The 22,117-nt window shown below is 74.9% G+C and carries 23 protein-coding genes; 10 read left to right on the top strand and 13 right to left on the bottom strand.

Going from position 1 to position 22,117, the window contains the following annotated elements; all coding sequences use genetic code 11:
• The first annotated feature begins 2 nt into the window (after window positions 1-2).
• Genes AB0P35_RS12410 through AB0P35_RS12385 form a run of 6 tightly spaced genes read left to right on the top strand, consistent with a single transcriptional unit; the run spans window position 3 to window position 5,224 of the window.
• Entirely contained in the window at window positions 3-1,394 is a 1,392-nt protein-coding gene (locus tag AB0P35_RS12410; RefSeq protein WP_363509834.1) for an ATP-binding protein, read from the top strand.
• The gene (locus tag AB0P35_RS12405) at window positions 1,378-1,791 is read left to right on the top strand and encodes a roadblock/LC7 domain-containing protein (protein WP_095873670.1); all 414 of its coding nucleotides are present in this window, start codon (window positions 1,378-1,380) and stop codon (window positions 1,789-1,791) included. Before AB0P35_RS12410 ends, AB0P35_RS12405 begins: the two co-directional genes overlap by 17 nt.
• Window positions 1,788-2,156: a DUF742 domain-containing protein gene (locus AB0P35_RS12400; RefSeq protein WP_095873671.1), complete on the top strand. Its 369-nt coding sequence runs from the start codon at window positions 1,788-1,790 to the stop codon at window positions 2,154-2,156. The genes AB0P35_RS12405 and AB0P35_RS12400 overlap by 4 nt, the downstream gene beginning before the upstream one ends.
• Window positions 2,134-2,736 carry an ATP/GTP-binding protein gene (locus tag AB0P35_RS12395; RefSeq protein WP_363509784.1) on the top strand — a complete coding sequence of 201 codons (603 nt, stop codon included), beginning with the start codon at window positions 2,134-2,136 and terminating at the stop codon, window positions 2,734-2,736. Before AB0P35_RS12400 ends, AB0P35_RS12395 begins: the two co-directional genes overlap by 23 nt.
• The gene (locus AB0P35_RS12390) at window positions 2,733-4,151 is read left to right on the top strand and encodes a cytochrome P450 (protein WP_363509782.1); all 1,419 of its coding nucleotides are present in this window, start codon (window positions 2,733-2,735) and stop codon (window positions 4,149-4,151) included. Before AB0P35_RS12395 ends, AB0P35_RS12390 begins: the two co-directional genes overlap by 4 nt.
• Window positions 4,115-5,224, top strand: a complete 1,110-nt coding sequence (locus AB0P35_RS12385) for a cytochrome P450 (protein WP_363509780.1) — start codon at window positions 4,115-4,117, stop codon at window positions 5,222-5,224. Before AB0P35_RS12390 ends, AB0P35_RS12385 begins: the two co-directional genes overlap by 37 nt.
• 51 nt (window positions 5,225-5,275) lie before the next feature.
• On the opposite strand, the gene AB0P35_RS12380 is transcribed toward AB0P35_RS12385, so the two are convergent.
• The 5 genes from AB0P35_RS12380 to AB0P35_RS12360 form a co-directional block, all read right to left on the bottom strand.
• Complete coding sequence (locus AB0P35_RS12380; protein ID WP_095873674.1) at window positions 5,276-5,860, bottom strand: TetR family transcriptional regulator; 585 nt, start codon at window positions 5,858-5,860, stop codon at window positions 5,276-5,278.
• 110 nt (window positions 5,861-5,970) lie between these two features.
• Window positions 5,971-8,229 carry a YhgE/Pip domain-containing protein gene (locus AB0P35_RS12375; protein ID WP_363509778.1) on the bottom strand — a complete coding sequence of 753 codons (2,259 nt, stop codon included), beginning with the start codon at window positions 8,227-8,229 and terminating at the stop codon, window positions 5,971-5,973.
• Complete coding sequence (locus tag AB0P35_RS12370) at window positions 8,216-8,962, bottom strand: ATP-binding cassette domain-containing protein (protein WP_363509776.1); 747 nt, start codon at window positions 8,960-8,962, stop codon at window positions 8,216-8,218. The genes AB0P35_RS12375 and AB0P35_RS12370 overlap by 14 nt, the downstream gene beginning before the upstream one ends.
• 100 nt (window positions 8,963-9,062) lie before the next feature.
• Window positions 9,063-9,884 carry an isocitrate lyase/phosphoenolpyruvate mutase family protein gene (locus tag AB0P35_RS12365; protein ID WP_363509774.1) on the bottom strand — a complete coding sequence of 274 codons (822 nt, stop codon included), beginning with the start codon at window positions 9,882-9,884 and terminating at the stop codon, window positions 9,063-9,065.
• 121 nt (window positions 9,885-10,005) lie between these two features.
• Window positions 10,006-10,485, bottom strand: a complete 480-nt coding sequence (locus tag AB0P35_RS12360) for a carboxymuconolactone decarboxylase family protein (protein ID WP_363509772.1) — start codon at window positions 10,483-10,485, stop codon at window positions 10,006-10,008.
• A gap of 50 nt (window positions 10,486-10,535) precedes the next feature.
• Between AB0P35_RS12360 and AB0P35_RS12355 the strand changes: the two genes are divergently transcribed.
• On the top strand, window positions 10,536-11,957 hold the full coding sequence (locus tag AB0P35_RS12355; protein WP_363509770.1) for a PLP-dependent aminotransferase family protein: 1,422 nt from the start codon (window positions 10,536-10,538) through the stop codon (window positions 11,955-11,957).
• Between the two features lie 20 nt (window positions 11,958-11,977).
• Here AB0P35_RS12355 and AB0P35_RS12350 read toward each other — a convergent pair whose 3' ends face one another.
• From AB0P35_RS12350 to AB0P35_RS12340, 3 genes are all read right to left on the bottom strand, one after another.
• A complete protein-coding gene (locus tag AB0P35_RS12350) occupies window positions 11,978-12,121 on the bottom strand; it encodes a DUF6126 family protein (RefSeq protein ID WP_159401010.1) in 144 nt (47 codons plus the stop codon).
• A 27-nt stretch (window positions 12,122-12,148) separates the two neighbouring features.
• On the bottom strand, window positions 12,149-12,739 hold the full coding sequence (locus AB0P35_RS12345; RefSeq protein WP_095873680.1) for an XRE family transcriptional regulator: 591 nt from the start codon (window positions 12,737-12,739) through the stop codon (window positions 12,149-12,151).
• Window positions 12,740-12,807: 68 nt separating this feature from the next.
• Entirely contained in the window at window positions 12,808-14,307 is a 1,500-nt protein-coding gene (locus tag AB0P35_RS12340; protein ID WP_363509767.1) for an MFS transporter, read from the bottom strand.
• A gap of 102 nt (window positions 14,308-14,409) precedes the next feature.
• Between AB0P35_RS12340 and AB0P35_RS12335 the strand changes: the two genes are divergently transcribed.
• Window positions 14,410-15,366, top strand: coding sequence for a YafY family protein (locus AB0P35_RS12335; protein ID WP_363509765.1), 957 nt, complete (start codon window positions 14,410-14,412; stop codon window positions 15,364-15,366).
• Window positions 15,367-15,411: 45 nt separating this feature from the next.
• Here the strand turns inward: AB0P35_RS12335 and AB0P35_RS12330 are convergent, their stop codons facing one another.
• The 5 genes from AB0P35_RS12330 to AB0P35_RS12310 form a co-directional block, all read right to left on the bottom strand.
• A complete protein-coding gene (locus AB0P35_RS12330; protein ID WP_363509763.1) occupies window positions 15,412-17,145 on the bottom strand; it encodes a pyruvate dehydrogenase in 1,734 nt (577 codons plus the stop codon).
• A gap of 98 nt (window positions 17,146-17,243) precedes the next feature.
• On the bottom strand, window positions 17,244-19,640 hold the full coding sequence (locus AB0P35_RS12325) for a glycosyl hydrolase family 65 protein (RefSeq protein ID WP_363509761.1): 2,397 nt from the start codon (window positions 19,638-19,640) through the stop codon (window positions 17,244-17,246).
• Entirely contained in the window at window positions 19,637-20,395 is a 759-nt protein-coding gene (locus AB0P35_RS12320) for a beta-phosphoglucomutase family hydrolase (RefSeq protein ID WP_363509759.1), read from the bottom strand. Before AB0P35_RS12320 ends, AB0P35_RS12325 begins: the two co-directional genes overlap by 4 nt.
• A 106-nt stretch (window positions 20,396-20,501) precedes the next feature.
• Window positions 20,502-21,275: a VOC family protein gene (locus AB0P35_RS12315; protein ID WP_363509757.1), complete on the bottom strand. Its 774-nt coding sequence runs from the start codon at window positions 21,273-21,275 to the stop codon at window positions 20,502-20,504.
• Window positions 21,276-21,391: 116 nt separating this feature from the next.
• Window positions 21,392-21,694 (bottom strand): hypothetical protein, encoded by a 303-nt coding sequence (locus tag AB0P35_RS12310; RefSeq protein ID WP_363509755.1) that lies wholly within the window; start codon window positions 21,692-21,694, stop codon window positions 21,392-21,394.
• Window positions 21,695-21,732: 38 nt separating this feature from the next.
• On the opposite strand from AB0P35_RS12310, the gene AB0P35_RS12305 reads away from it, so the two are divergent.
• Together AB0P35_RS12305 and AB0P35_RS12300 are read left to right on the top strand one after the other, a co-directional pair.
• Entirely contained in the window at window positions 21,733-21,885 is a 153-nt protein-coding gene (locus AB0P35_RS12305; RefSeq protein WP_363509753.1) for a hypothetical protein, read from the top strand.
• A gap of 43 nt (window positions 21,886-21,928) precedes the next feature.
• Window positions 21,929-22,093, top strand: coding sequence for a hypothetical protein (locus AB0P35_RS12300; RefSeq protein ID WP_363509751.1), 165 nt, complete (start codon window positions 21,929-21,931; stop codon window positions 22,091-22,093).
• The last annotated feature ends 24 nt before the right edge of the window (window positions 22,094-22,117 follow it).

The raw sequence follows: 22,117 nt of genomic DNA, 5'->3' as shown, positions 1-22,117 counted from the left end.
CGATGTCTCAGTGGTGCGCAGCGGCAGCCGTTGTCCTCGCCGTCCCCGCGGTTCTGACCGCCGCGAGGTACCGGGCCGTCACCCGCACCCTGCGCCGCCGGCTCGACGATCAGCAGCACGAACTCGACTCCCTGCGCGGCCGGTTGGCGGGCGAGCTGGCCCGGCGCACCGCCGAGAGCGCCGCCGTCCAGCGTGAGCAGGAGCTCACCGCCGGCACCCAGCGCGCCTTCCTCAGCGTCGCCCGCCGCATCCTGGTGATGGCCCACGACCAGCAGGCCGGGCTGGACGAGATGGAGCGCACCCACGACGACCCCGTCCTGCTGGAGGGGCTGCTCAAGGCCGACCACGCCGCGGCCCAACAGGCGAGGCTGGCACAGACCCTGGCGGTGCTCTGCGGCGCGCGGGCCGGCCGCCACTGGCCCGAGCCGGTCGCGCTGGAGGACGTGGTGCGGGGCGCGCAGTCGCGCATCCTGCCGTTCCAGCGGGTGGTGGTGCGCAGCCGGCTGGAGACCGCGGTGGTCGGTGCCGCCGCCGAGGCGCTGATCCACGCGGTGGCCGAGCTGCTGGACAACGCGACCCGCTACTCACCGCCCAGCACCCAGGTGTTCGTCACGCTGATGCCGGTGCACAACGGTGCGGTGATCGAGATCGACGACGCCGGTGTCGGCATGCCCGAGGGCGCGGTGGAGAAGGCCGCCACCGCGCTGAGCGGCGGCGGCGGGCTGGAGGTGTCCCGGCTCGGCGAGGTGCCGCAGCTGGGCCTCGCCGCGGTCGGGCGGCTGGCCGAGCAGTACGGCTTCCGGGTCACGCTCAGTTCGGCGCCCTCGCCGTACGGCGGTGTGCGGGTGGTCGTCCTGCTGCCCAACGCGCTGCTCACCGAGCCGCTGCCGCACTCGCCGGTCGCGGCCGTCCCTGCGGCGCCGGCCGCCGCACCCGTCCCGGCCGCGCCCGCACCGGCCGTCCGGGCCGCGGTCGCGCCCGCCGAGGAACGGCCCGTTGCCCCGGCCGAACCGGCGGTGCCGGAGGCGCCCGCCCCCGGCACCCTGCCGCGCCGTACCAACCGCCGCCGGCCCGCCGCTGCGGCCGGGCGGCACGCCGCCGGGCAGCCCGGTGCCGGCGGCGCCGTGCCGCCGCGCTCGGCCCGGGAGGCGCAGGCCTTCATGGCGCTCTTCCAGGCCGGCACCGCCAGCGGACGCTCGGCCACCGGCCTCGCCCGCAGTGACCGTCAGGACCAGCACGACCAGCAGGACCGGCACGATCCGCAGAACCCGCAGCACCAGCAGGACCAGCAGCACGGCACTCCGGCCACGCCCACCCCCGGGCCGACCGGGGCGCTTCCCGCTTCCCCCCAACACCCCCTGCGCGCAGGAGAGTTCTATGACCACCAACCCTGACCTCGGCTGGCTTCTCGCGGACATCGTCTCCGTGCCGGAGGTACGGCACGCCGTCGTGGTGTCCAACGACGGCCTGGAGATCGGCCGCAGTGCCAAGATCGGCCGGGACGACGCCGAACGGCTCGCCGCCGCCTGCTCCGGGCTGCAGTCACTGGCCCGAGGCGTGGCGCAGGGCTTCGGAGGGCCCGGCAGCGCGACCCGGCAGATCGTCGTCGAGTACGGCGGCGGCTACCTGTTCATCGTCGCGGCGGGCGCCGGCGCGCACCTCGCGGTGGTCACCGGCGAGGCGGTCGACGCCGGCCTGGTGGCCTACCAGATGCAGGTGCTGGTCGAGCGGATCGGCACCCACCTGACCAGTCCGCCCCGGATCGAGCAGGCGGCCGGGGACGCGCGGTGAGCGGCCCGGTCCGGCCGTACGTGATCACGGGCGGCCGGAGCCGGCCCAGCCGGAACGTCCTCGCGCTGGAGAGCCTGGTCTCCACCGTGCGCGGGGCCGACACCGGCGAGGCCGAGCTCAACCGGGAACACCAGCGCATCCTGGCGCTCTGCGGGCAGTTGCTCGCGATCGCCGAGATCGCCGCCCATCTGCGCCTGCCGCTCAGCGTGGTGAAGGTGCTGGTCGGCGATCTGTGGGACCTCGGCGCCGTCCAGGTCCTGCCCCCGGCGACGGCCGTCCACCGGTCGCCGGACGTCCCGCAGGCCGAGCGCCTGCCCACCGCGCTCCTCGAGGAGGTACTCGTTGGCCTCCGCCAACTCCGCTGAGCCGTCCTATCTGCCGTCCACCGTGCAGGGCGCCGTCAAGGTCCTCGTCACCGGGCCGTTCGGGGTCGGCAAGACCACCCTGGTCGGCTCGCTCAGCGAGATCGCGCCGCTGCGCACGGAGGAGACCATGACCGCGGCCGGCGTCGGCATCGACGACCTCACCGGCCGGAGCGGCAAGACCACCACCACCGTCGCCCTGGACTTCGGCCGGATCACGCTCAGCCCGAAGCTCGCGCTCTACCTCTTCGGCACCCCCGGCCAGCAGCGCTTCTGGCCGCTGTGGGAGGACCTCTCACGTGGCGCACTCGGTGCGATCGCCCTGGTGGACACCCGCCGGATCGGCGAGAGCTTCGACGTGCTCGGCCAGTTGGAGGAGCAGGGCATCCCGTTCGCGGTCGCGGTCAACGTCTTCCCGGACACCGTGCGCCACTCCGACGAGGAGCTGCGCGCGGCGCTCGACCTGCTGCCCGACGTACCGATCCTGCACTGCGACGCCCGCGACCGGCAGGGCGCGTACGACGTGCTGATCGACTTCGTCGCCCACCTGCACGCCACGGCCGTACTGGAGCTCCAGCCATGACCACCCCCCTGCCGGAGACCGGGCCGCCGCCCGGCTGCCCGATGCACCGGGCCGGCGGCCGTCCCGCGGCGCTGTACGGCCCGGCGGTCGCCGCCGACCCGCACGGCCTGTACGCCCGGCTCCGCGAGCAGCACGGGCCGGTCGCCCCGATCGAGCTGGAGCCGGGCGTCGAGGCCTGGCTCGTCCTCGGCTACCCCGAGCTGCTCGAACTCACCCGCAACGAGGCCTTGTTCTCCAAGGACTCGCGGCGCTGGCGGGTCGCCCGGGAGGGCCGGCTGGCCGCCGACTCGCGGTTGCTGCCGATGACCGCCTGGCGGCCCACCCTGCTCAACCTGGACGGCGCCGAGCACCAGCGGCTGCGCTCCGCGGTCGCCGACACCCTGGCCCGGATCGACCACCGGCAGCTGCGCACCACCACCGAGGCCGCGGCCAACGCCCTGATCGACAGCTGGGGCCCGGACGGCACCGCCGACCTGATCGCCCAGTACGCGCGCCGGCTGCCGCTGCTGGTCTTCACCCAGCTGCTCGGCCTGCCCACCGAGGCCGGCCCCCATCTGATCGAGCTGATCAGCCACTTCGTGGACAGCAGCGAGAAGTCGGTACGGGCGAACGCCGAGTTCCAGGCGATCCTGGTCGACCTGGTGCGGCGCCGCCGCGAGCAGCCCGGCGCCGACCTGACCTCCTGGCTGCTGGCGCACCAGGCGGGGCTGAGCGACGAGGAGGCGGTGCACCACCTGGTGGTGATCCTCGTCGCGGGCAACGAGACCACCATCAACTGGACCGGGAACGCGCTGCGGCTGCTGCTGACCGACCGCCGGTTCCGCTCCACCCTGACCGGCGGCCGGCTGAGCGTCTCCGACGCGCTGGACGAGGTGCTGTGGCGCGACCCGCCGACGCAGAACTTCCCCGGCCGGTGGGCGACCGGCGACACCGTGCTGGGCGGCCAGTACATCAGCGCCGGCGACATGCTGGTGCTGGGCCTGGCCGGGGCCAACGCGGACCCGGGAGTGCACGGTCCGGACGGCATCGGCGGCAACCGGGCGCACCTGGCCTGGGGCGCCGGGCGGCACGTCTGCCCCGCCCAGCACCCGGCCCGGCTGATCGTCGAGACCGCCGTCGAGACCCTGCTGCACCGACTGCCCGACCTCCAGCTCGCGGTGCCGGCCGCCGATCTGACGTGGCGTCCGTCGCCCTGGTCGCGTGCCCTGGTCGATCTGCCCGTGCTGTACAGCGCGTTCACCCCGCCCCGTCCCGCCGCCGCGTCCGAAAGGCCCGCATGGACACCGCCGCCCGTCCCGCTCCCGTCAGACTCGACCCCTTCGGACGCGACCAGCACACCGAGAACGCCCGGCTCCGGGAAGCCGGCCCGGCGGTCCTGGTGGAACTCCCTGGCGGGGTGGTGGTCTGGGCGATAACCCACCACGACACCCTGCAGGAGCTGCTCTCCGACCCCCGGGTCGGCAAGAACGCGCAGCTGTGGACCACCTTCCGGGAGGGGCGCCTACCCGAGGGCTGGCCGCTGCTCAACTTCGTGACGGTGCCCGGCATGATCACCGCGGACGGCGCGGACCACCGGCGGCTGCGCGGCCTGGTCACCCAGGCGTTCACCCCGCGCCGGATCGCCGAGCTCGCCCCGGCGATCGAGGCCCGCACCGAGCTGCTGCTGGACGGACTGGCCGATCTGAAGGGCGAATTCGATCTGCGCGAGCACTTCGCCTACCCGCTGCCGATGCAGGTGATCGGCGAGCTCCTCGGCCTGGACGTGCGGCAGCAGGACGAGCTGCACGAACTCTCCAACACCCTGGTCTCCAGCTCCGCGACCCCGCAGGCCGCGATCGCCGCGCAGCAGGGCCTGTTCGCCCTGCTCGGCTCGGTGATCGCGGCGAAGCGGGCGAACCCCGGCGACGACCTCACCTCCGACCTGATCGCCGCCCGCGAGGAGGGCGACCGGCTCTCCGAGCAGGAGCTGGTCGGCACCCTGCTGCTGATGCTGGTGGCCGGCCACGAGACCACGCTGAACCTGATCACCAACGCGGTGCGGGCGCTGCTCGCGCACCCGGACCAGCTGCGGCTGGTGCTGGACGGCGGGGCCACCTGGTCGGCGGTGGTCGAGGAGACGCTGCGGTACGACTCGCCGGTGGGCCAGTTCCCGCTGCGCTACGCCGCCGAGGACATCGAGGTCGGCGGGGTGGTGATCCGGGCGGGCGAGGCACTGCTGGCCTCGTACGCGGCCGCCGGCCGGGACGGCGGGCACCACCCGGAGGCGGACCGGTTCGACATCACCCGGGCGTCCTCCCGGCTCCTGTCGTTCGGGCACGGCCCGCACTTCTGCCTGGGGGCCGGGCTGGCCCGGCTGGAGGCGGAGACCGCGCTGCGCGGGCTGTTCGGCCGCTACCCGACGCTGGCCACCGCGGACGGGCCCGCCCCCGAGCCGATCGCGTCCTTCGTCTCCAACAGCGTCCGGACGCTGCCGGTGCGGATCGGCTGACGACGCCGCGTCGGCGGCCCGGCCCGGTGCGACACCGGGCCGGGCCGCCGGTCAGGCCGGGGTGATCCGGCCGTGGACCAGCCGGACGAGGGCGGCGTGCACGTCGTCCAGGCTGCGCTCGGGCTGGAAGGCCAGCCAGTCCAGGGCGACCACCAGCACCATCCCGAAGAGCGCCGACGCGATCAGCTGGGTGTCCAGGTCCTCCGCGAGCAGGTCGTCCCGGACGGCCTCGTCGAGCACCCCGGCGACGACGGCGACGGCGCTGTCGCGCATCATCCGCAGCGACTCGTGCCAGGCGCGGTTGGTGCGCCAGGTCTCCGCGACGAACAGCTGCGCGAAGGACGGGTAGGCGGCGATGAAGACCAGGCCGGCCCGGATCATCGCGTCCACGCCCTCCAGCGGCGCTCTGCCCTCGGCGGCCTGCCGGAGCGAGTCGGTGAGCAGCCCGGTGCCGTGCTTGAGCAGGCCCTCGAAGAGCTCGGTCTTGCTGGCGAAGTTGTAGTAGACGGTGCCCTTGGCCACCTGGGCCCGCTCGGCGATCTCGTCGACGGTGGTGGCGGAGAAGCCCTTTTCGGCGATGAGGATGACGGCGGCCTCGTACAGCTTCTGCCGGGTCGCGCTGCGGCGTTGGCTCATGGCGGTGCTTCCGGGTGGGTGGGGGACGACGGCTGGGCAGGGTGGGTGGGGAACGAATCGGTCCGGGCGCGCGGATCGTACCGCGCGCCCGGACCGGGTTCGCCGCGGTGTCAGAGCGAGAGCTCGGGGTGCAGCCGGGAGAGCGTCCAGACCTGGCGGCGGCGGGCGGTCAGCACGGTGAGGGCGAGTGCGCCGGCCCAGAAGGCGGTGAGCACGGCGCTGCCCGTCCAGACGGCGGTGAGGTCGCCGCCGCTGATCAGCCTGCGCAGTCCGGCGACCACGTAGGTCATCGGCAGGAACGGGTGGATCGCGTTGAAGAAGCCGGGGCTGGACTCCACCGGGTAGGTGCCGCCCGCCGAGGTGAGCTGCAGCATCAGCAGGGCGAGCGCCAGCAGCCGGCCGGCCGGGCCGAAGCGGGCGTTGATCCACTGCATCAGGGCGGTGAAGCAGACCACGGTGAGGGCGAGGTAGCCGATCAGTCCGGCCGTCCGCTCGGCCTCCAGTCCGAGGCCCCAGTGCAGCACGGCGAGCAGCGCGGCGGCCTGGGCGAGGCCGATCGCGGCGGCGGGCAGCCAGCCGGCCAGTGCGACCCGCCAGGACGGCGCGTTCCCGGCGAGGGCGCGCGGGCCGAGCGGGCGCATCAGCATGTAGGTGACCATGGCACCGACCCAGAGGGCGAGCGGCATGAAGTACGGGGCGAAGCCGGTGCCGTAGTTGGGCGCCTTGTTGAGCTCCTGGCGGGCGAGGGCGACGGGGTCGCTCATCGCGGCGGTGCGGGCGGCGCGCTGCCCGTCGGTGTAGTCGGGGATCTTGCCGGCGCCGTCCTGCAGGCCGGCGGTGAGGCGGCTGCTGCCGTCGACGAGGGTGCCGAGGCCGTCGTCGAGCCGGGCGGCGCCGTCGGCGAGCTGCCCGGTGGCGCTGTCCAGGGCGGTCATGCCGGTGGAGAGCCGGTAGATGCCGCCGGAGAGGCGGTGGGCGCCGTCGTCGAGGCGGCCGAGGCCGCTGTCGAGGCTGCGGATGCCGGTGAGGGCGGTCGCGGTGCCCTGCTTGAGCCGGGCGGCGCCGTCGGCGACCTGGTGGGCGCCGTCGTCGAGCCGGTGGAGGTCGGCGACCTTGGCGTCGAACTCGGCGGCGAGGTCGGTGTCGGCGAGCTTGCGGGCGAGCTTCTCGACCTCGTCGGCGTGGGTGGCGAGTTCGTCCAGCGCGGGCGTCGCCTCGCGGACCAGCGCGTCGGCGCGTTCGGCGGCGGTGACCAGGCGGTGGCCGATGTCGGAGAGCTCGGCCTCCGTCCGGCAGTCGGCGGCGTCGTGGCCGGGGGCGGGCGAGCCGCCCGGGCAGTGCCGGGCGTACGAGGCGTCGATCCGGGCGGACAGGGTGCGGGCGTCGGCGAGGACGGCCGAGGAGCGGCCGGGCAGCTCCTTCAGGTCGGTGGAGAGCTTGTCGGCGGCGTCGGCGGTGAGCCGGGCGGCGGTGCGGATCTCCTCGGGGTAGGTGTGCAGCAGCGGGGAGATCTTGCGGGCCAGCGGGTCGACCTGGTCGGTGAGCCGGCGGGTGCCGGCGGCGACCTGCTGGGCTCCGGTGGTGAGCTTGGCGAGGTTGTCGTCGATCCGGGCGATGCCGTCGTCGAGGCTGCTGCTGCCCTGCTTGGCCTTGTCGAGGCCGGCGGCGAGGTCGGTGGCGCCGCTGCGGGCGTCGCGGCCGCCGGCGGCGAGCTGCTCGGTGCCGTTCTTGGCGCGGGCGGTGCCGTCGGCGAGCTGCGCCGAGCCGTCGTGGGCCTGGTTCGCGCCGGCGGTGAGGCGGGCGGCGCCGTCGGCGGCCTCCCGGGTGCGGTCGTGCAGGTCGGAGAAGCCGAGGAAGATCTTGTCGTAGAACGCGGCGGAGGCCTTGGCGCTGGCCGCGGCCCGGACCTCGCTGAAGACCGTCCGGGAGATCGATCCGACGATGTAGTTGTTGGAGTCGTTGGTGCGCACCTGCAGGGTGCCGCGCTCGGGGTGGTCGCCGTTGCTGCTGGCGATGCCGGCGCTGAAGCCGGCGGGGATGGTGAGGGTGAGGTAGTAGCGGCCGGTGGTGAGGCCCTTCTCGGCGTCGGCGGCGGTGGTGTCCTGCCAGCCGAAGGTGTGGCTCTGCCGGAGTTTGGCCGCGAGGTCGCGTCCGGCGTCGACCCGGCCGCCCTCGACGGTGACGGCGCGGTCCTCGTTGACGAGGGCGACCGGCAGTTTGTCGAGACGGCCGTACGGGTCCCAGAACGACCAGAGGTAGAGCGCGCCGTAGAGCAGCGGGAGCAGCAGCAGGGCGGCCATCGCGGCGCGCGGCAGCCGGCCGCGGGAGAAGCGGCCGAACTCCAGGCGGGCCAGGCTAAGCGCGCGCATCGGCGGCCTCCTCCTCGGGTGCCGCGGCGGTCTCCGCGGGGTTTTCGGCGGGAACGGTGCGCGCGGTCAGGTCGGCGAGGCCGGCGGCGCGTCCGGCGTCGGTGGTGGTGGCGAGCACGGTGGTGCCGCGGTCGGCGATGTCGCGCAGCAGCTGCCAGGCGGCGCGGCGGCCGGCGTCGTCGAGGCGGTCGTCGATGTCGTCGGCGCACAGCAGCCGGGGCGCGCCGATCAGGGCGAGCGCGGTGGAGAGCCGGAGCCGGTCGAGGGCGCCGAGTTCCCGGGCGGGGGTGTGCAGCCCGTCGGGCAGGGCCGCCGGGTCGAGTCCGGCGGCGGCGAGCGCGTCGGTGGCCCGCCGGTCGGCGCCACGGCGCACCAGCGGTGCGAACGGGCGGCCGTGCAGGTGGAGTTGCTCGCGCAGGTGGGCGGCGACGCTGAGCGCCGGGTCGGGCTCGTTGACGCCGGGGACGGGGCCGAGGGCGGCGATCCGGCGGACCCTGGCGGCCTGCCGGGGCAGGTCGAGGCCGTCGACCGTGACGGTGCCGCCGGTGGGGCGCATCCGGCCGGCGAGGGTCAGCAGCAGGGAGGTACGGCCGGTGCCGGCCTCGCCCTCCAGCGCGACCAGGGCGCCGGGTGGCGCCTCGAATCCGACGTCCCGATAGACCCAGCCCCGTGCGCCGCGCAGTGACAGTGCCTCGGCGCGGACGGCGGCCCCGGTGGTGTTCCGGTCGACCATGGCGCCCCTCCCCCGTTTTTGAACTGACCAGTCAGTTCAAATATAGGGGCGCCGTCGGGCCGGTCCGTGCCGAACCGGGCCCGACGGACTGTGAGATGGCTTACGGCCGGGGCTGCATCAGCCCGTTGACCTCGCCGTAGGTCAGCGAGGTGGCCAACCCGCCGTAGCCGCCGGTGCGGTAGAGCTCGTCGGCGGCGTCCCGCAGCGTGCCGTACGCGGCCAGCGCGGCCGCCGGACCGAAGCTGATCCGGGCCACCCCGGCGGCGGCCAGCTCGGCGACCGACGGGGCACCGGGCCCGGCCAGCACGTTGAGCGGGGCCGGGACGGCCGCGGCCAGCGCCTCGACCACCGCGAGGTCGCGCACCCCGGGGACGAAGATGCCGCTCGCCCCGGCGGCCAGGTACTCCTTGGCCCGGCGGACGGCCTCCTCCAGCCGGTCCTCGGGCTCGCCGAGGCCGAGCAGGAACACGTCGGTGCGGGCGTTGATCCACAGCGGCACCCCGGCGGCGTCGGCGGCGGCTCGGGCCGCCGCCACCCGCTCGGCGTGCTCGGCCACCGGACGGGTGCCGTCCTCCAGGTTCACGCCGACCGCGCCGACCGCGAGAGCGGCCGCGACGGTCTCGCCGACCTCCGCCGGGGTCGCGCCGTAGCCGCTCTCCAGGTCGGCGGTGACCGGCAGGTCGACCGCCCGGGCCACCCGGGCGACCAGGGCCACCGCGTCCTCGCGGGCGAGGCCCTCGCCGTCGGGCACGCCCAGCGTCCAGGAGGCGCTGGCACTGGCGGTGGCGATCGCCGGGGCGCCGGCGGCGGCCACCAGCCGGGCGCCGACGGCGTCCCAGACGTTCGCCAGGACGAGCGGGTCGCCCGGGCGGTGGAGGTCGCGGAGGCGTTCGGCCCTGCTGAGCTGCTGAGTGTCGGTCATGGGAACCAGCCTGTCGGATCGTCGGGGCACCGGTCCGGCGGATTTCGGACACGAACGCCGGGCGCGCGGCCGGGCCGGGCGCCCGGCCGGGGCGGTGGCAGGGGCGGTGGCAGGGGGCGGCTCAGGCCTGCTTCGGGGCCGGGCTCAGCCGGGAGGTGATGGCGATCCGGTTCCACGAGTTGATCGCGATGATCAGGGCGATCAGCTGGGCGAGCTCCTGCTGCTCGAACTGCTTGGCGGCCTCGTCGTAGACGGCGTCCGGCACGTGCCCCTGGTTGACCAGGGTGACCGCCTCCGTCAGGGCGAGCGCGGCCCGCTCACGGGCGGTGTACCAGGGGGCCTCGCGCCAGGCCGGCAGGGTGGCGAGCCGGTGCTCCTGCTCGCCGCCCTTGCGGGCGTCGGTGGTGTGCATGTCGAGGCAGAACGCGCAGCCGTTGATCGCCGAGGCGTGGATCTTGACCAGCTCGGCCAGCGCGGGCTCGATGCCGGCCCGGGCGGCGCGGTCCAGCTCGATCATCGCGCGGTAGAAGCCGGCGGCCTGCTCGGGCAGGGAGATCCGCTGGACGGGGGCGGGGACGTAGGCGGTGTCGTTCGTCGTCATGTGCTCCACCGTAGGAGCGAAGTGGCCCGCAAGTGTGGTTCATTGGCGTTATGGAATCCTGGGCCACTTTCGGCGGCGACCTGCACCTCGACCTGACCGCGGGGCGCTCCCGCGGCCTCGGGCTGCGGGCCGCCCTGGAGGACGCGCTGCGCGAGGCCGTCCGCACCGGGCGGCTGCCCCGGGGCACCCGGCTGCCGTCCTCCCGCGAGCTCGCCCGGGACCTGGGCATCGCCCGGAACACCGTCGCCGAGGCGTACGCCCAGCTCGCCGCCGAGGGCTGGCTGGCCTCCCGGCAGGGCTCGGGGACGGTGGTGGCGGACCGCGGCACCCCCTCGGTGCCCGCCCCCGCGGCCCTCGCGCCGCGCACGCCCGCCGTCCGCCACGACCTGATGCCGGGCCGCCCGGACGTCTCGCGCTTCCCGCGGTCCGCCTGGCTGGCGGCCGCCCGCCGGGCCCTGGCCACCGCCCCGCACGAGGCCTTCGGCTACACCGACCCGCGCGGCCGGATCGAACTGCGCCGCGCCCTGGCCGGCTACCTCGCCCGGGTCCGCGGCGTGCGGACCGATCCGGAGCGGCTGCTGGTCTGCGCCGGCTACACCCAGGGCCTCGGCCTGCTCTGCGAGGTGCTGCGCGAACAGGGCGTGGGCACGGTCGCGGTGGAGGAGTACGGGCTGCCGCCGCAGCTGGAGGTGCTGACCGCCAAGGGCCTGGCCACCGCGGCCCTGCCGCTGGACGCCGACGGCGCCCGGACCGACCTGCTGTCCGGCACCGGCGCCGGGGCCGCGGTGCTCACCCCGGCGCACCAGTTCCCCACCGGGGTCCCGCTGCGGGCCGCCCGTCGGGCCGCGGCGGTCGCCTGGGCACGGCAGAGCGGCGGGCTGGTGGTGGAGGACGACTACGACGGGGAGTTCCGCTACGACCGGCAGCCGGTCGGCGCGATGCAGGCGCTCGACCCGGAGCGCGTGGTGTACGCGGGCACCGTGAGCAAGAGCCTGGCGCCGGGGCTGCGGATCGGCTGGCTGGCCCTGCCGGCCGCCCTGGTCGGCCCGGTGGCCCGCCGGAAGGAACTGGCGGACGGCCAGTCCGGAGTGATGGACCAGCTGACCCTCGCCGAACTGATCACCTCCGGCGCCTACGACCGGCACGTCCGGCGCAGCCGGCTGCAGTACCGTCGGCGGCGCGACCGGCTGGTGGCGGTGCTCGCGGAACGGGCGCCGGAGGTCCGGGTCACCGGCATCGCGGCCGGGCTCCACGCGGTGCTGGAGCTGCCGCCCGGCTCACTGGACGAGGAGGAGCTGCGCCGCCAGGCCGGCTGGCTGGGGCTGGCGCTGAACACCCTGGGCTGGTGTCGGACCCCGTCCGCGGGCCCGGAGCCGGAGCGCCCGCCGTCCCTGGTGATCGGCTACGGCACCCCGCCGGACCGGGCCTTCGAGCCCGCCCTGGACGCGCTCTGCACGCTGATCCGGCTCTGAGCCGAGGGGCTGACCGGTCGTCAGCCGTTCTTCCGGGAACCGATCTCGAAGAGCAGGATCACGAAGCCGGCGAAGACGTGGGTGGCGACCATGTAGATCGCGGCGCGGATCAGCACCCGCCGGTCGGTGCGGCGGCCGGCGTCGGTGGTGGTGGGCTTGCTCATGTCCGTCCTCCTGGTGGGTGTGGTCGGTCAGATCCGGGGTGCGTCGCCGAGGCAGAGTTCGCCGCCGGGGCTCTGCAGCAGGGTGTGCAGGAAGAGCAGTTCGACCCCGTCGGGGGTGTCGGCGGCGATGCAGTGCGGGGTGAGCGAGTCGAAGTGCGCCGAGTCGCCCTCGTCGAGGAGGTGGACCGCCTCGCCGAGCGTGAGCCGCAGCCGCCCGCGCAGCACGTAGAGCCACTCCTCGCCGGGGTGCACCCGGACGACGGCGTCCTGCACGCTCGGCGGCACCTGGACGCGCAGCGCCTGCATCGCGCGGCCGGGGGCGCCGGCCCGCCGGTAGCCCCAGCCGCCGGCCCTGCCGGGCTCGATGGCGCCGCCGCGGACTACTGGGTCGGGCTCTCCGGGCTGCTCGCCGAGCAGCCCGGAGACGGAGGTGCCGTAGGCGCGGGCGAGACCGAGCAGGACGGGCAGCGAGGGCTGCCTCCGCCCGGTCTCCAGCCGCGACAGATAGGCTGGGGAGAGGCCGACTCGGGCGGCCGCGCCCTCCAGGGTCAGCCGCCCGGCCAGCCGGTGCTCGCGCAGTCGCGGGCCGAGGCCCGCGACCTCCTGGTCGTCCGTCATGCGACCAGTCCACACCCGCCGTGCCTGCCGGGCAAGAAATTTGCCTCAGAGGCAAACCGCCGGCGGTCTCAGCCTGCCAGGGCCGGCTCGCCCTCCTGCCGCACGGACTCCTCCTGCCCGGTGTTCTCCTGCCCGTCGGGCTGCGGGCGGCGCTTCGGCAGCGCCCCCATCAGCAGGAACACCAGCAGCAGGCCGCCCGCCACCCACCAGAGCGAGGCGGCGAACGCGGCCGTGAACGCCCGGCCGTCGGTGAGTTCGGCCGGCGCCGCCCCGTCGACCACGCCGAAGAACGCCACCGAGGTCAGGCCGAGGCCGAGCGCCACGCCCAGCTGGTTCACCGTGTTGATCAGCCCGGAGGCCGAGCCGGCGTGCTCGCGCGGCACCTCGGAGAGCACCGCGTCCGTCAGCGGAGCCACGATCAGGCCCATGCCGGCGCCCATGACCACCAGCGGCGCCGCCATCTGCCAGGGGGTGATGCCGGTGCCGAGCCACTCGGCGAGGCCGAGGTAGAGCCCGGTGCCCGCCGCCATGACCAGCGCGCCCGCCCGCAGCACCGCGCGGCCGTACCGCGGCACCAGCTTCTGCACGGAGAGCCCGGCGGCGGTGGAGACCGCCAGCGAGAACGGCAGCCCGGTGAGCCCGGCCTTCAGCGGGCTCCAGCCGAGGCCGAGCTGCATGTAGAGCGTCCAGGCCAGGAAGAACACGCCGCAGGCGGTGCCGTGGCCGAGCTGGACGCCGATCCCGGCGGCGAAGCTGCGCACCCGGAAGAGCGAGAGCTCGACCAGCGGCGAGCCGTCCCGGCGGGACTTGGCCCGCTCGTGACGGACGAACAGCGCCAGCACGGCGATCCCGGCCGCCATCACGGCGTACCCCCACAGCGGCCAGCCGAGCTCACGGCCCTGGGTCAGCGGGTACAGCACCATCAGCAGACCCGCGCTGGCCAGCGCCACGCCGGCCAGGTCCAGCCGGAGCGCCTGCGGCGCCTTCGACTCGTCGATGAAGATCCGGCCGAGCAGCAGTCCGGCCACGCCGACGGGCAGGTTGACCAGGAAGATCGGCCGCCAGCCGAGGCCCGCGACGTCCCACTCGGTGAGCAGCGCGCCCAGCAGCGGGCCGGTCACCGCACCGAGGCCCACCATGGCGCCGAACAGGCCGAAGACCTTGCCGCGCTCCTCCGCGGGGAATCCCGCGTGGATGATCGCCAGCACCTGGGGCACCATCAGCGCACCCGCCGCGCCCTGCAGCACCCGCGCGGCGACCAGCATGTCCGACCCGGTCGCGAAGCCGCAGAGGGCCGAGGCGGCGGTGAAGCCGGCGATGCCCAGCAGGAAGAGCCGCTTGCGGCCGTGGATGTCGCCGAGCCGGCCGCCGGTGATCAGACCGACCGCGAAGGCCAGCGCGTAGCCCGCGCTGATCCACTGCAGCGCGCTGAACGAGGCGCCGGTCTCCTCCCGGATGCTCGGCATGGCGATGTTGACGATGGTGACGTCCACCAGGTCCATCAGACTGGCCGTCATCACCACGGCCAGTGCGATCCAGCGCCTGCGGTCGGAACGTTCGGGGGCCATGGCCGCTCCTCGGGGAGGTCGTCGGGAGTCATCGGGAACGCTTCCGACGCTAGGGCCCGATTAGGCCGGATCCTGTCCGCAATGTGCGCCAGACTCGGGGGCATGACCGACACCCCGGCCCGGCTGCTGGCCCTGCTCTCCCTGCTGCAGACCCCGCGCGAATGGCCCGGCGGCGAACTCGCCGACCGCCTGGACGTCAGCCCGCGCACCGTCCGCCGGGACATCGAGCGGCTGCGCGACCTCGGCTACCCCGTGCAGGCCACCCGCGGGCCGGTCGGCGGGTACCGGCTGGTCGCCGGCACCGCGATGCCCCCGCTGCTGCTAGACGACGAGGAGGCGGTGGCCATCGCGGTGGGCCTGCGGACGGCCGCCGGGCACGCCGTCGACGGGATCGAGGAGGCGTCCGTCCGGGCGCTGGCCAAGCTCGTCCAGGTGCTGCCGTCCCGGCTGCGGCACCGGGTCTCCGCGCTCGACACCGCGACCGTCCCGATGCTGCCCGGGGACGGGCCCCGGATCGACCCCGAGGACCTGGCCCTCCTCGCCTCCGCCGTCGCCGCCCGGGAACAGGTCCGCTTCGACTACCGGGCCCGCGACGGCGCCCGGACCCGCCGCCGGGTCGAACCGCACCGCCTGGTCTCGGCCGGCCGCCGCTGGTACCTCGTCGCCCACGACACCGACCGGGACGACTGGCGGCTGTTCCGCGTCGACCGGATCGCCGACCCGCAGCGGACCGGGCTGCGCTGCGCCCCGCGCGAGCTGCCGGCCGAGGACGCCGCCGCCTTCGTCGCCGCCCGGCTCGCCGGACCGTCCCGCTCGTACCGCGCGGTGGCCACCCTGCACCTGCCGGCCGACGAGGCCGCCCGCCGGCTCGGCCCGTCCGCGGGCACCCTGGAGCCGCTCGACGAGCAGCGCTGCCGCCTGCACAGCCGACCCGACCCGCTGGAGTGGCTGGCCGTCCGACTGATCACCCTGGGCTGCGAGTTCGAGGTCCACGAGCCCCCCGAGCTCGCCGACCACCTGCGCACCCTGGCCGGCCGCGCCGCCCGCGCGGCCGGCTGACACCGAGGTGCCCGTCCGTGCCTCCGGGCCGACCGCCCGACCGCGCTACGGCCGCGGGATGTTGCGCAGGTTCGACCGGGCGAGGTCGATCATCCGGCCGACGCCGCCGGAGAGCACGGTGCGGCCGGCGGCGAGGGCGAAGCCGCGGAGCTGGGCGGCGGTGATCTTCGGCGGCATGGAGAGGGCGTTGGGGTCGGTGACCACGTCGACGAGTGCGGGGCCGGGGCGTTCGAGGCTCTCGGCGAGCACCTCGCGGACCTTGGCCGGATCGGTGACCCGCTTGGCGGGGATGCCGGCGGCCCGGGCGATCGCCGCGTAGTCGACGTCCCCGTTGTCGATCTCCCACTCGGGGTAGCCGCTGACCAGCATCTCCAGCTTGATCATGCCGAGCGCGCCGTTGTTGAAGACGACGGTCTTGACCGGCAGCCGGTGCTTGGCGACGGTGAGCAGTTCACCGAGCAGCATGCCGAGCCCGCCGTCGCCCGACATCGAGATCACCTGCCGCCCGGGGAAGGCCAGTTGGGCGCCGATGGCGTGCGGCAGGGCGTTCGCCATGGAGCCGTGCAGGAAGGAGCCGATCACCCGGCGGCGGCCGTTGGGGGTGAGGTAGCGGGCCGCCCAGACGTTGCACATGCCGGTGTCGACGGTGAAGACGGCGTCGTCGGCGGCGACGTCGTCGAGCACCGATGCCACGTACTCGGGGTGGATCGGGGTGTGCTTCTCGATGTCCCGGGTGTAGGCGCCGACGACGGTCTCCAGGGCCTTGGCGTGCCGCTCCAGCATGGTGTCGAGGAAGCCGCGGTCGCCGCGCCGGGCGAGCAGCGGCAGGACGGCCCGCAGCGTGGCGGAGACGTCGCCGTGCACGGCGAGTTCGAGCGGGACACGCCGCCCGAGCCGGGTGGCGTCGTGGTCGACCTGGATCACCCGGCGGGTCGGCAGGAAGGAGTCGTACGGGAAGTCGGTGCCCAGCAGCAGCACCAACTCGGCCTCGTGCAGCGCCTCGTGGCAGGCTCCGTAGCCGAGCAGCCCGCTCATGCCGACGTCGTACGGGTTGTCGTACTGGATGAACTCCTTGCCGCGCAGCGAGTGTCCGACCGGGGCCTGCAGGGTGTCGGCGAGCTTCATCACCTCCTCGTGCGCGTCGCGGGTGCCGGCGCCGCAGAAGAGCGTGACGGTGGCGGCCGACTCCAGGGCGAGGGCGAGTGCCTGGACCTGGCCCCAGGGCGGTGCGGCGACGGCCTGTTCGGTCAGGAAGTGCGAGCTGCCGGTGGGGCCTGCGGCGGGCAGGGCGGCGACGTCGCCGGGGAAGGCGAGCACGGCGACGCCGCGCGCACCGAGCGCGTGCTGGACGGCGACCCGCAGCAGCCGCGGCATCTGGCCGGGGGTGGAGACCATCTCGCAGAAGGTGCTGCAGTCGGTGAACACCCGCTCGGGGTGGGTCTCCTGGAAGAAGCCGGTGCCGATCTGCCCGGACGGGATGTGCGAGGCGAGGGCCAGCACCGGCACACCGCTGCGCTGGGCGTCGTAGAGGCCCTGGATGAGGTGGGTGTTGCCGGGGCCGCAGGAGCCGGCGCAGACCGCGAGCCTGCCGGTGAGTTCGGCCTCGGCGGCGGCCGCGAAGGCACCGGCCTCCTCGTTGCGGACGTGCACCCAGGAGATCCCCTCGGCGCGGCGGATCGCGTCGACCACCGGGTTGAGGCTGTCGCCGACCACGCCGTAGACCCGCTCGACGCCGGCCTGCCGGAGCACCTCGACCATCTGTTCGGCCACACTGCCCACGGTTCCGCCCTTCCGTCGCCGGTCACGGGTCGCCACCACCCTGCGACGGCGGTCTGCGGCGGGCACCCGGTCGGCGGCGAACGGGTGACCGCCCGGCGTCACTCCGCGGGCAGGTGCTCGATCGGCTGGGTGTGCACGCCGGCCTGCGGGTGCCGCCGGGCCGGTTCGCGGCCGGGCGGCTGGATGCACCGCTCCGGCGGTGGATCGGCGACGACGGTCGGCCGGTGCACCGGCGAACCCGACTTCACCTCCAGCACCTCGCCGTCGTGCTGCACCTGGATGCTCTGCCCGCGCTTCAGCGTGTACCTGGTGGTGGCGTGGGTGATCTCGACCCGCAGCAGGCTGTCGCGGACCCGCAGCGCGAACGAGAGCCGGCGCAGCCCGGAGGGCAGCCGGGGCCGGAAGAAGAGCCGGCCGCCGCGGTCGCGCAGACCGCCGAAGCCGGCCACCAGGGCGATGCAGGCCCCGGCGAGGGAGGCCATGTGCAGCCCGTCGCGGGTGTTGCCACCGAGGTCGTGCAGGTCCATCAGGGCGGCTTCGGCGGTGTAGTCGTAGGCGAGGTCGAGCTGGCCGACCTCGGCCGCGATGACCGCCTGGGTGCAGGCGGACAGCGAGGAGTCCCGGACGGTGAGGCGCTCGTAGTAGGCGAAGTTGCGGGCCTTCTGCTCGTCGGTGAAGGCGTCGCCGCGGACCTGCATGGCGAGCACCAGGTCGGCCTGCTTGACGACCTGCTTCCGGTACAGGTCGAAGTAGGGGTAGTGCAGCAGCAGCGGGTAGTTCTCGGCCGGGGTGTTCTCGAAGTCCCACTGCTGGTGGTCGGTGAAGCCGTCGGCCTGCGGGTGGACGCCGAGGTTCTCGTCGTAGGGGATGAACATCGCGGAGGCGGCGTCCCGCCATGCGGCCGCCTCCTCGGTGTCGACGCCGAGCGCGGCGGCCTCCAGCGGGTGCCGGGTGGCGGCCTCGGCGGCGGCGCGCAGGTTGGTCTGCGCCATGAGGTTGGTGAAGACGTTGTTGTCGGCGACGGCGCTGTACTCGTCCGGGCCGGTGACGCCCTCGATGCGGAACCGGCCGGCCGGGTCGTGGTGGCCGAGCGAGCGCCACATCCGGGCGGTCTCGACGAGCAGTTCCAGGCCCCAGGTGCGCTCGAACTCGACGTCGGCGGTGGCGTGCACGTAGCGGACCACCGCGGCGGCGATGTCCGCTCCGATGTGGAAGGCGGCGGTGCCGGCCGGCCAGTAGCCGGAGCACTCCTCGCCGCGGATCGTCCGCCACGGGAAGACCGCGCCGGCCAGGCCGAGCTGGGCGGCGCGCTCACGGGCCATCGGCAGGGTGGTGTGCCGCCAGCGCAGCGCCTGGTCGACGGCGGAGGGCAGGCAGTAGGTGAGCACCGGCAGGACGAAGGTCTCGGTGTCCCAGAAGCTGTGGCCGTCGTAGCCGGGGCCGGTGAGGCCCTTGGCCGGGATGGCCCGCTCCTCGCTGCGGGCGCCCGCCTGCAGCACGTGGAACAGGGCGAAGCGGACGGCCTGCTGCAGTTCGACGTCGCCCTCGACCTCGATGTCGCTGCCGCCCCAGAAGTCGGCGAGGAAGCCCTTCTGCTCGGCGACGAGCCCGTCCCAGCCGGTGTAGCGGGCGGCCGTCAGCGCGGCCTCCACCTGGTCGCGGACGGCGGGCAGCGAGCGGGTCGCCGACCAGCCGTACGCGACGAACTTGACCAGCCGCAGCTTCTCGCCGGCCTGCAGGACGGTGGTGACGCTGATCCGGCCCTGCTGCTCGGTGGCCTCGGCGGTGGCCTCGAAGCGCTTGGGCCCCTCGATGATGTGGTCCATGCCGGCGGCGACCCGCAGACCGCTGTAGCGGGTGCGGTGCACCAGGACGGCCTTGGTGCCGATCGCCTCGTGCGCCTCGGCGACCAGCGGCGCCTCCAGCACGGCGGCGGCCCGCGGGTCGCGCTCGCCGTCCGGCAGCTGCTCGTTGGCGACCAGTTCGGACTGGAGCACGATCCGGACGGGACCGTCGACGGCCTCGACGGTGTAGTCGAAGGCGGCGACGGCGCGCTGGGTGAGCGAGACCAGGCGGGCGGAGGAGACCTTGACGGTCCGTCCGGCGGGGGAGGTCCACTCGGCGGTGCGGTGCAGCACCCCGTCCCGGAAGTCGAGGCTGCGCTGGTGCTGGTGCAGGTCGCCGTAGCGCAGGTCGAAGGGCTCGTCGTCGACCAGCAGTCGGATGATCTTGCCGTTCGTGACGTTGATGACGCTCTGCCCGGACTCCGGGTAGCCGTAGCCGCTCTCCGCGTAGGGCAGCGGGCGCAGCTCGAAGACGCCGTTGAGGTAGGTGCCGGGCAGGCCGTGCGGTTCGCCCTCGTCGAGGTTGGCGCGCAGTCCGATGTGGCCGTTGGAGAGGGCGAAGACGGACTCGGCGCGGGCCAGGCCGGCCAGGTCGAGGCCGTGCTCGACCACGCCCCACGGGTCGACGGTGAAGGTGTCCTGGCTGGTCACCACTCCTCCCCGGGCGCGTCGGGGAGGAGGTCCGCGAGGTCGCGGACGACGATGTCGGCGCCGTGCGCGCGCAGTTCCCCGGCCTGGCCGACCCGGTCGACGCCGACCACGGTGCCGAAACCGCCGGCCCGGCCGGAGGCGACGCCGGCCAGCGCGTCCTCGAAGACGGCGGCGTGCTCGGGTGTGGTGCCGAGGGCCCGGGCGGCGGCGAGGTAGGTGTCGGGCGCGGGCTTGCCGGCCAGGTGGTCGCGGTGGGCGGTGACGCCGTCGACCACCACGTCGAAGAGGCCGTCGATGCCGGCGGCCCGCAGCACGTCCCGGCAGTTGGCGCTTGAGGAGACCACGGCGCGCGGCAGGCCGAGGTCGCGCAGCCGGTGCAGGTAGGCGACGGAGCCGGGGTAGGGCTCGACGCCCTGCTCGCGGATCATCCGCAGCACGGTGTCGTTCTTGGCCCGGCCGAGGCCCCGGAGGGTGCGGGTGCCGGGGGCGTCCTGCTCGTCGCCCTCGGACAGGTGGACGCCGCGGGACTCCAGGAAGGCCCGGGTGCCGTCGAGCCGGGGCCGGCCGTCGACGTACTCGTCGTAGTCGGCGACCGGGTCGAAGGGTACGAAGGGTGCGCCGGTGCGGTCCGCCTCGGCGCGCAGGAAGGTGTCGAACATGTCCTTCCAGGCGGCGGCGTGCACGGTCGCGGTCTGCGTCAGCACGCCGTCGAGGTCGAACAGGAAGGCGTGGATGTCGTCCGGAAGCCCCAGCATGGCTGCAAGTCTTGCCGGTGCGGTCGCGGATATGCCGCCCATTCGCGCCCGGCGTGTTGGGACGGCGCGGGCGGGCGGCACACCGGCGGTCGGCGGTCGGCGCGGCTCAGGGGACGGTGATCACCGCGAAGGCGGCGCCCTGCGGGTCGGCGACCAGGGCGGAGCGGCCGGCCGGGCCGTCGGACGGCGGGGCGAGGACCGTACCGCCGGCCTTCACCAGGGCGTCGACGGTGCTGTCGGTGTCGTCGACGGCGAACCAGACCCGCCAGTGCGAGGGGGTGCCGGGCGGGTCGTCCTGCAGGCCGACGACGCCGCCGACGGCCCGGCCGTCGACGTGGATGCCGTGGTACCCGGGCATGCCCTCCATCGCGGCGGTCTCCACCCCGAACGCGGAGCGGAGGAAGGCGGAGGCGGCGTCGACGTCGCTGGTGTGCAGGTCGTTCCAGGTCAGCGCGCCGGGCTCGTTGACCACCTGGGCGCCGAAGAACTCGCCGGGCTGCCAGACCCCGAAGACGGCGCCGGTCGGGTCGCTGGCGACCAGCATCCGGCCGACGTCGCCGACGTCCACGGCCGGCATCAGGGTGGTGCCGCCGGCGGCGTTGACCGCGGCGAGGGTGGCGTCGGCGTCGTCGGAGGCCAGGTAGGTCGTCCAGACGACGGGCGGCAGCGGCTCGCCCTCGGGGGCCATCTGCGGGGCGATCCCGGCCACCGGGCGGCCGTTCAGCGAGCAGATCGCGTAGCCGCCGAACTCGGCCGGGCCGACCTCGCCCTGCCAGCCGAACAGGTCGCGGTAGAAGTCGAGGGCGGCCTGCTGGTCCTTGGCCATCAGGTCGACCCAGCAGGGGGTGCCGGGCCGGTAGCGGGTGGTTACCTCGGGCATCGTGCCTCCCTGGGAGCGGGTCCGGCCCCGTGCCGCACGGGGCCACACTCCCGCCCACCCTTCCCGGTGCCGCCGCGCCCCGCCACCGGAGCGGGGTGCGGCGGCTCCGGGGCCGGTCAGCGGCCGCGCCGCAGCGGGTTGATGACGCCGAACGCGCCGGTCAGCGTGGACGGGTCGACGAAGGAGCCGCCCGGGCCGTGGGTGCGCCGGAAGTTCTCGGCGAGGCCGGAGAAGGACGGGTCCACGGCGGCCCGGTAGGCGGCGGGCATGTTGACCCGCTCCGGGGTGGAGAGTTCGCGCTCGGCGCGCAGCCCGTGGCTGGGGGAGAGGTGGTACATGCCCTCCACGGTGTAGCCGGCGTCGAGCCAGCCCTGCCAGAGCGCGTCGCGGTCGTCCTCCTGGCCGGCGAAGTGGTGCACGGCGCGCGGCCGGCGGCCCGCAGCGGCTGGAGCCGCTGGTGGCCCGGGGCGTCCTCTCACTGGCCGAACTCGCCCTCGCCGCGGACCGCTGGAACCGATTCCGGTCGGACCCGGACGCCTGGGTGATGCCGCTCGGCCTCACCGCCGCCGCGACCGCACCCGCGGAGCGCGGACCGCGGGCCGCCCGTTGAGGGCCCCGCACCACCACCCGCACCACCCGACGAAAGGCATCGGATGAACCCCAACCTGAAGATCTTCATCACGATCTTCCGCTACATCAGCGCCGTGGCCGGCCGGGTCACCGCGGTCATGCACGCCAGCCACAAGCCCACGCGGACCACCGCGCCGTCATCGCCGGCGTGCTCGGGGTGGCCTTCCTGCTCGGCGGCATCGCCCTGACCCGCAAGCCGCGCTACTGACCGG

The sequence above is a fragment of the Kitasatospora sp. NPDC085879 genome (genome assembly GCF_040686255.1).
GTDB lineage: Bacteria > Actinomycetota > Actinomycetes > Streptomycetales > Streptomycetaceae > Kitasatospora.
Note: the sequence above shows the minus strand (reverse complement) of the source record. Positions and strands in the feature narration are given on the sequence as shown.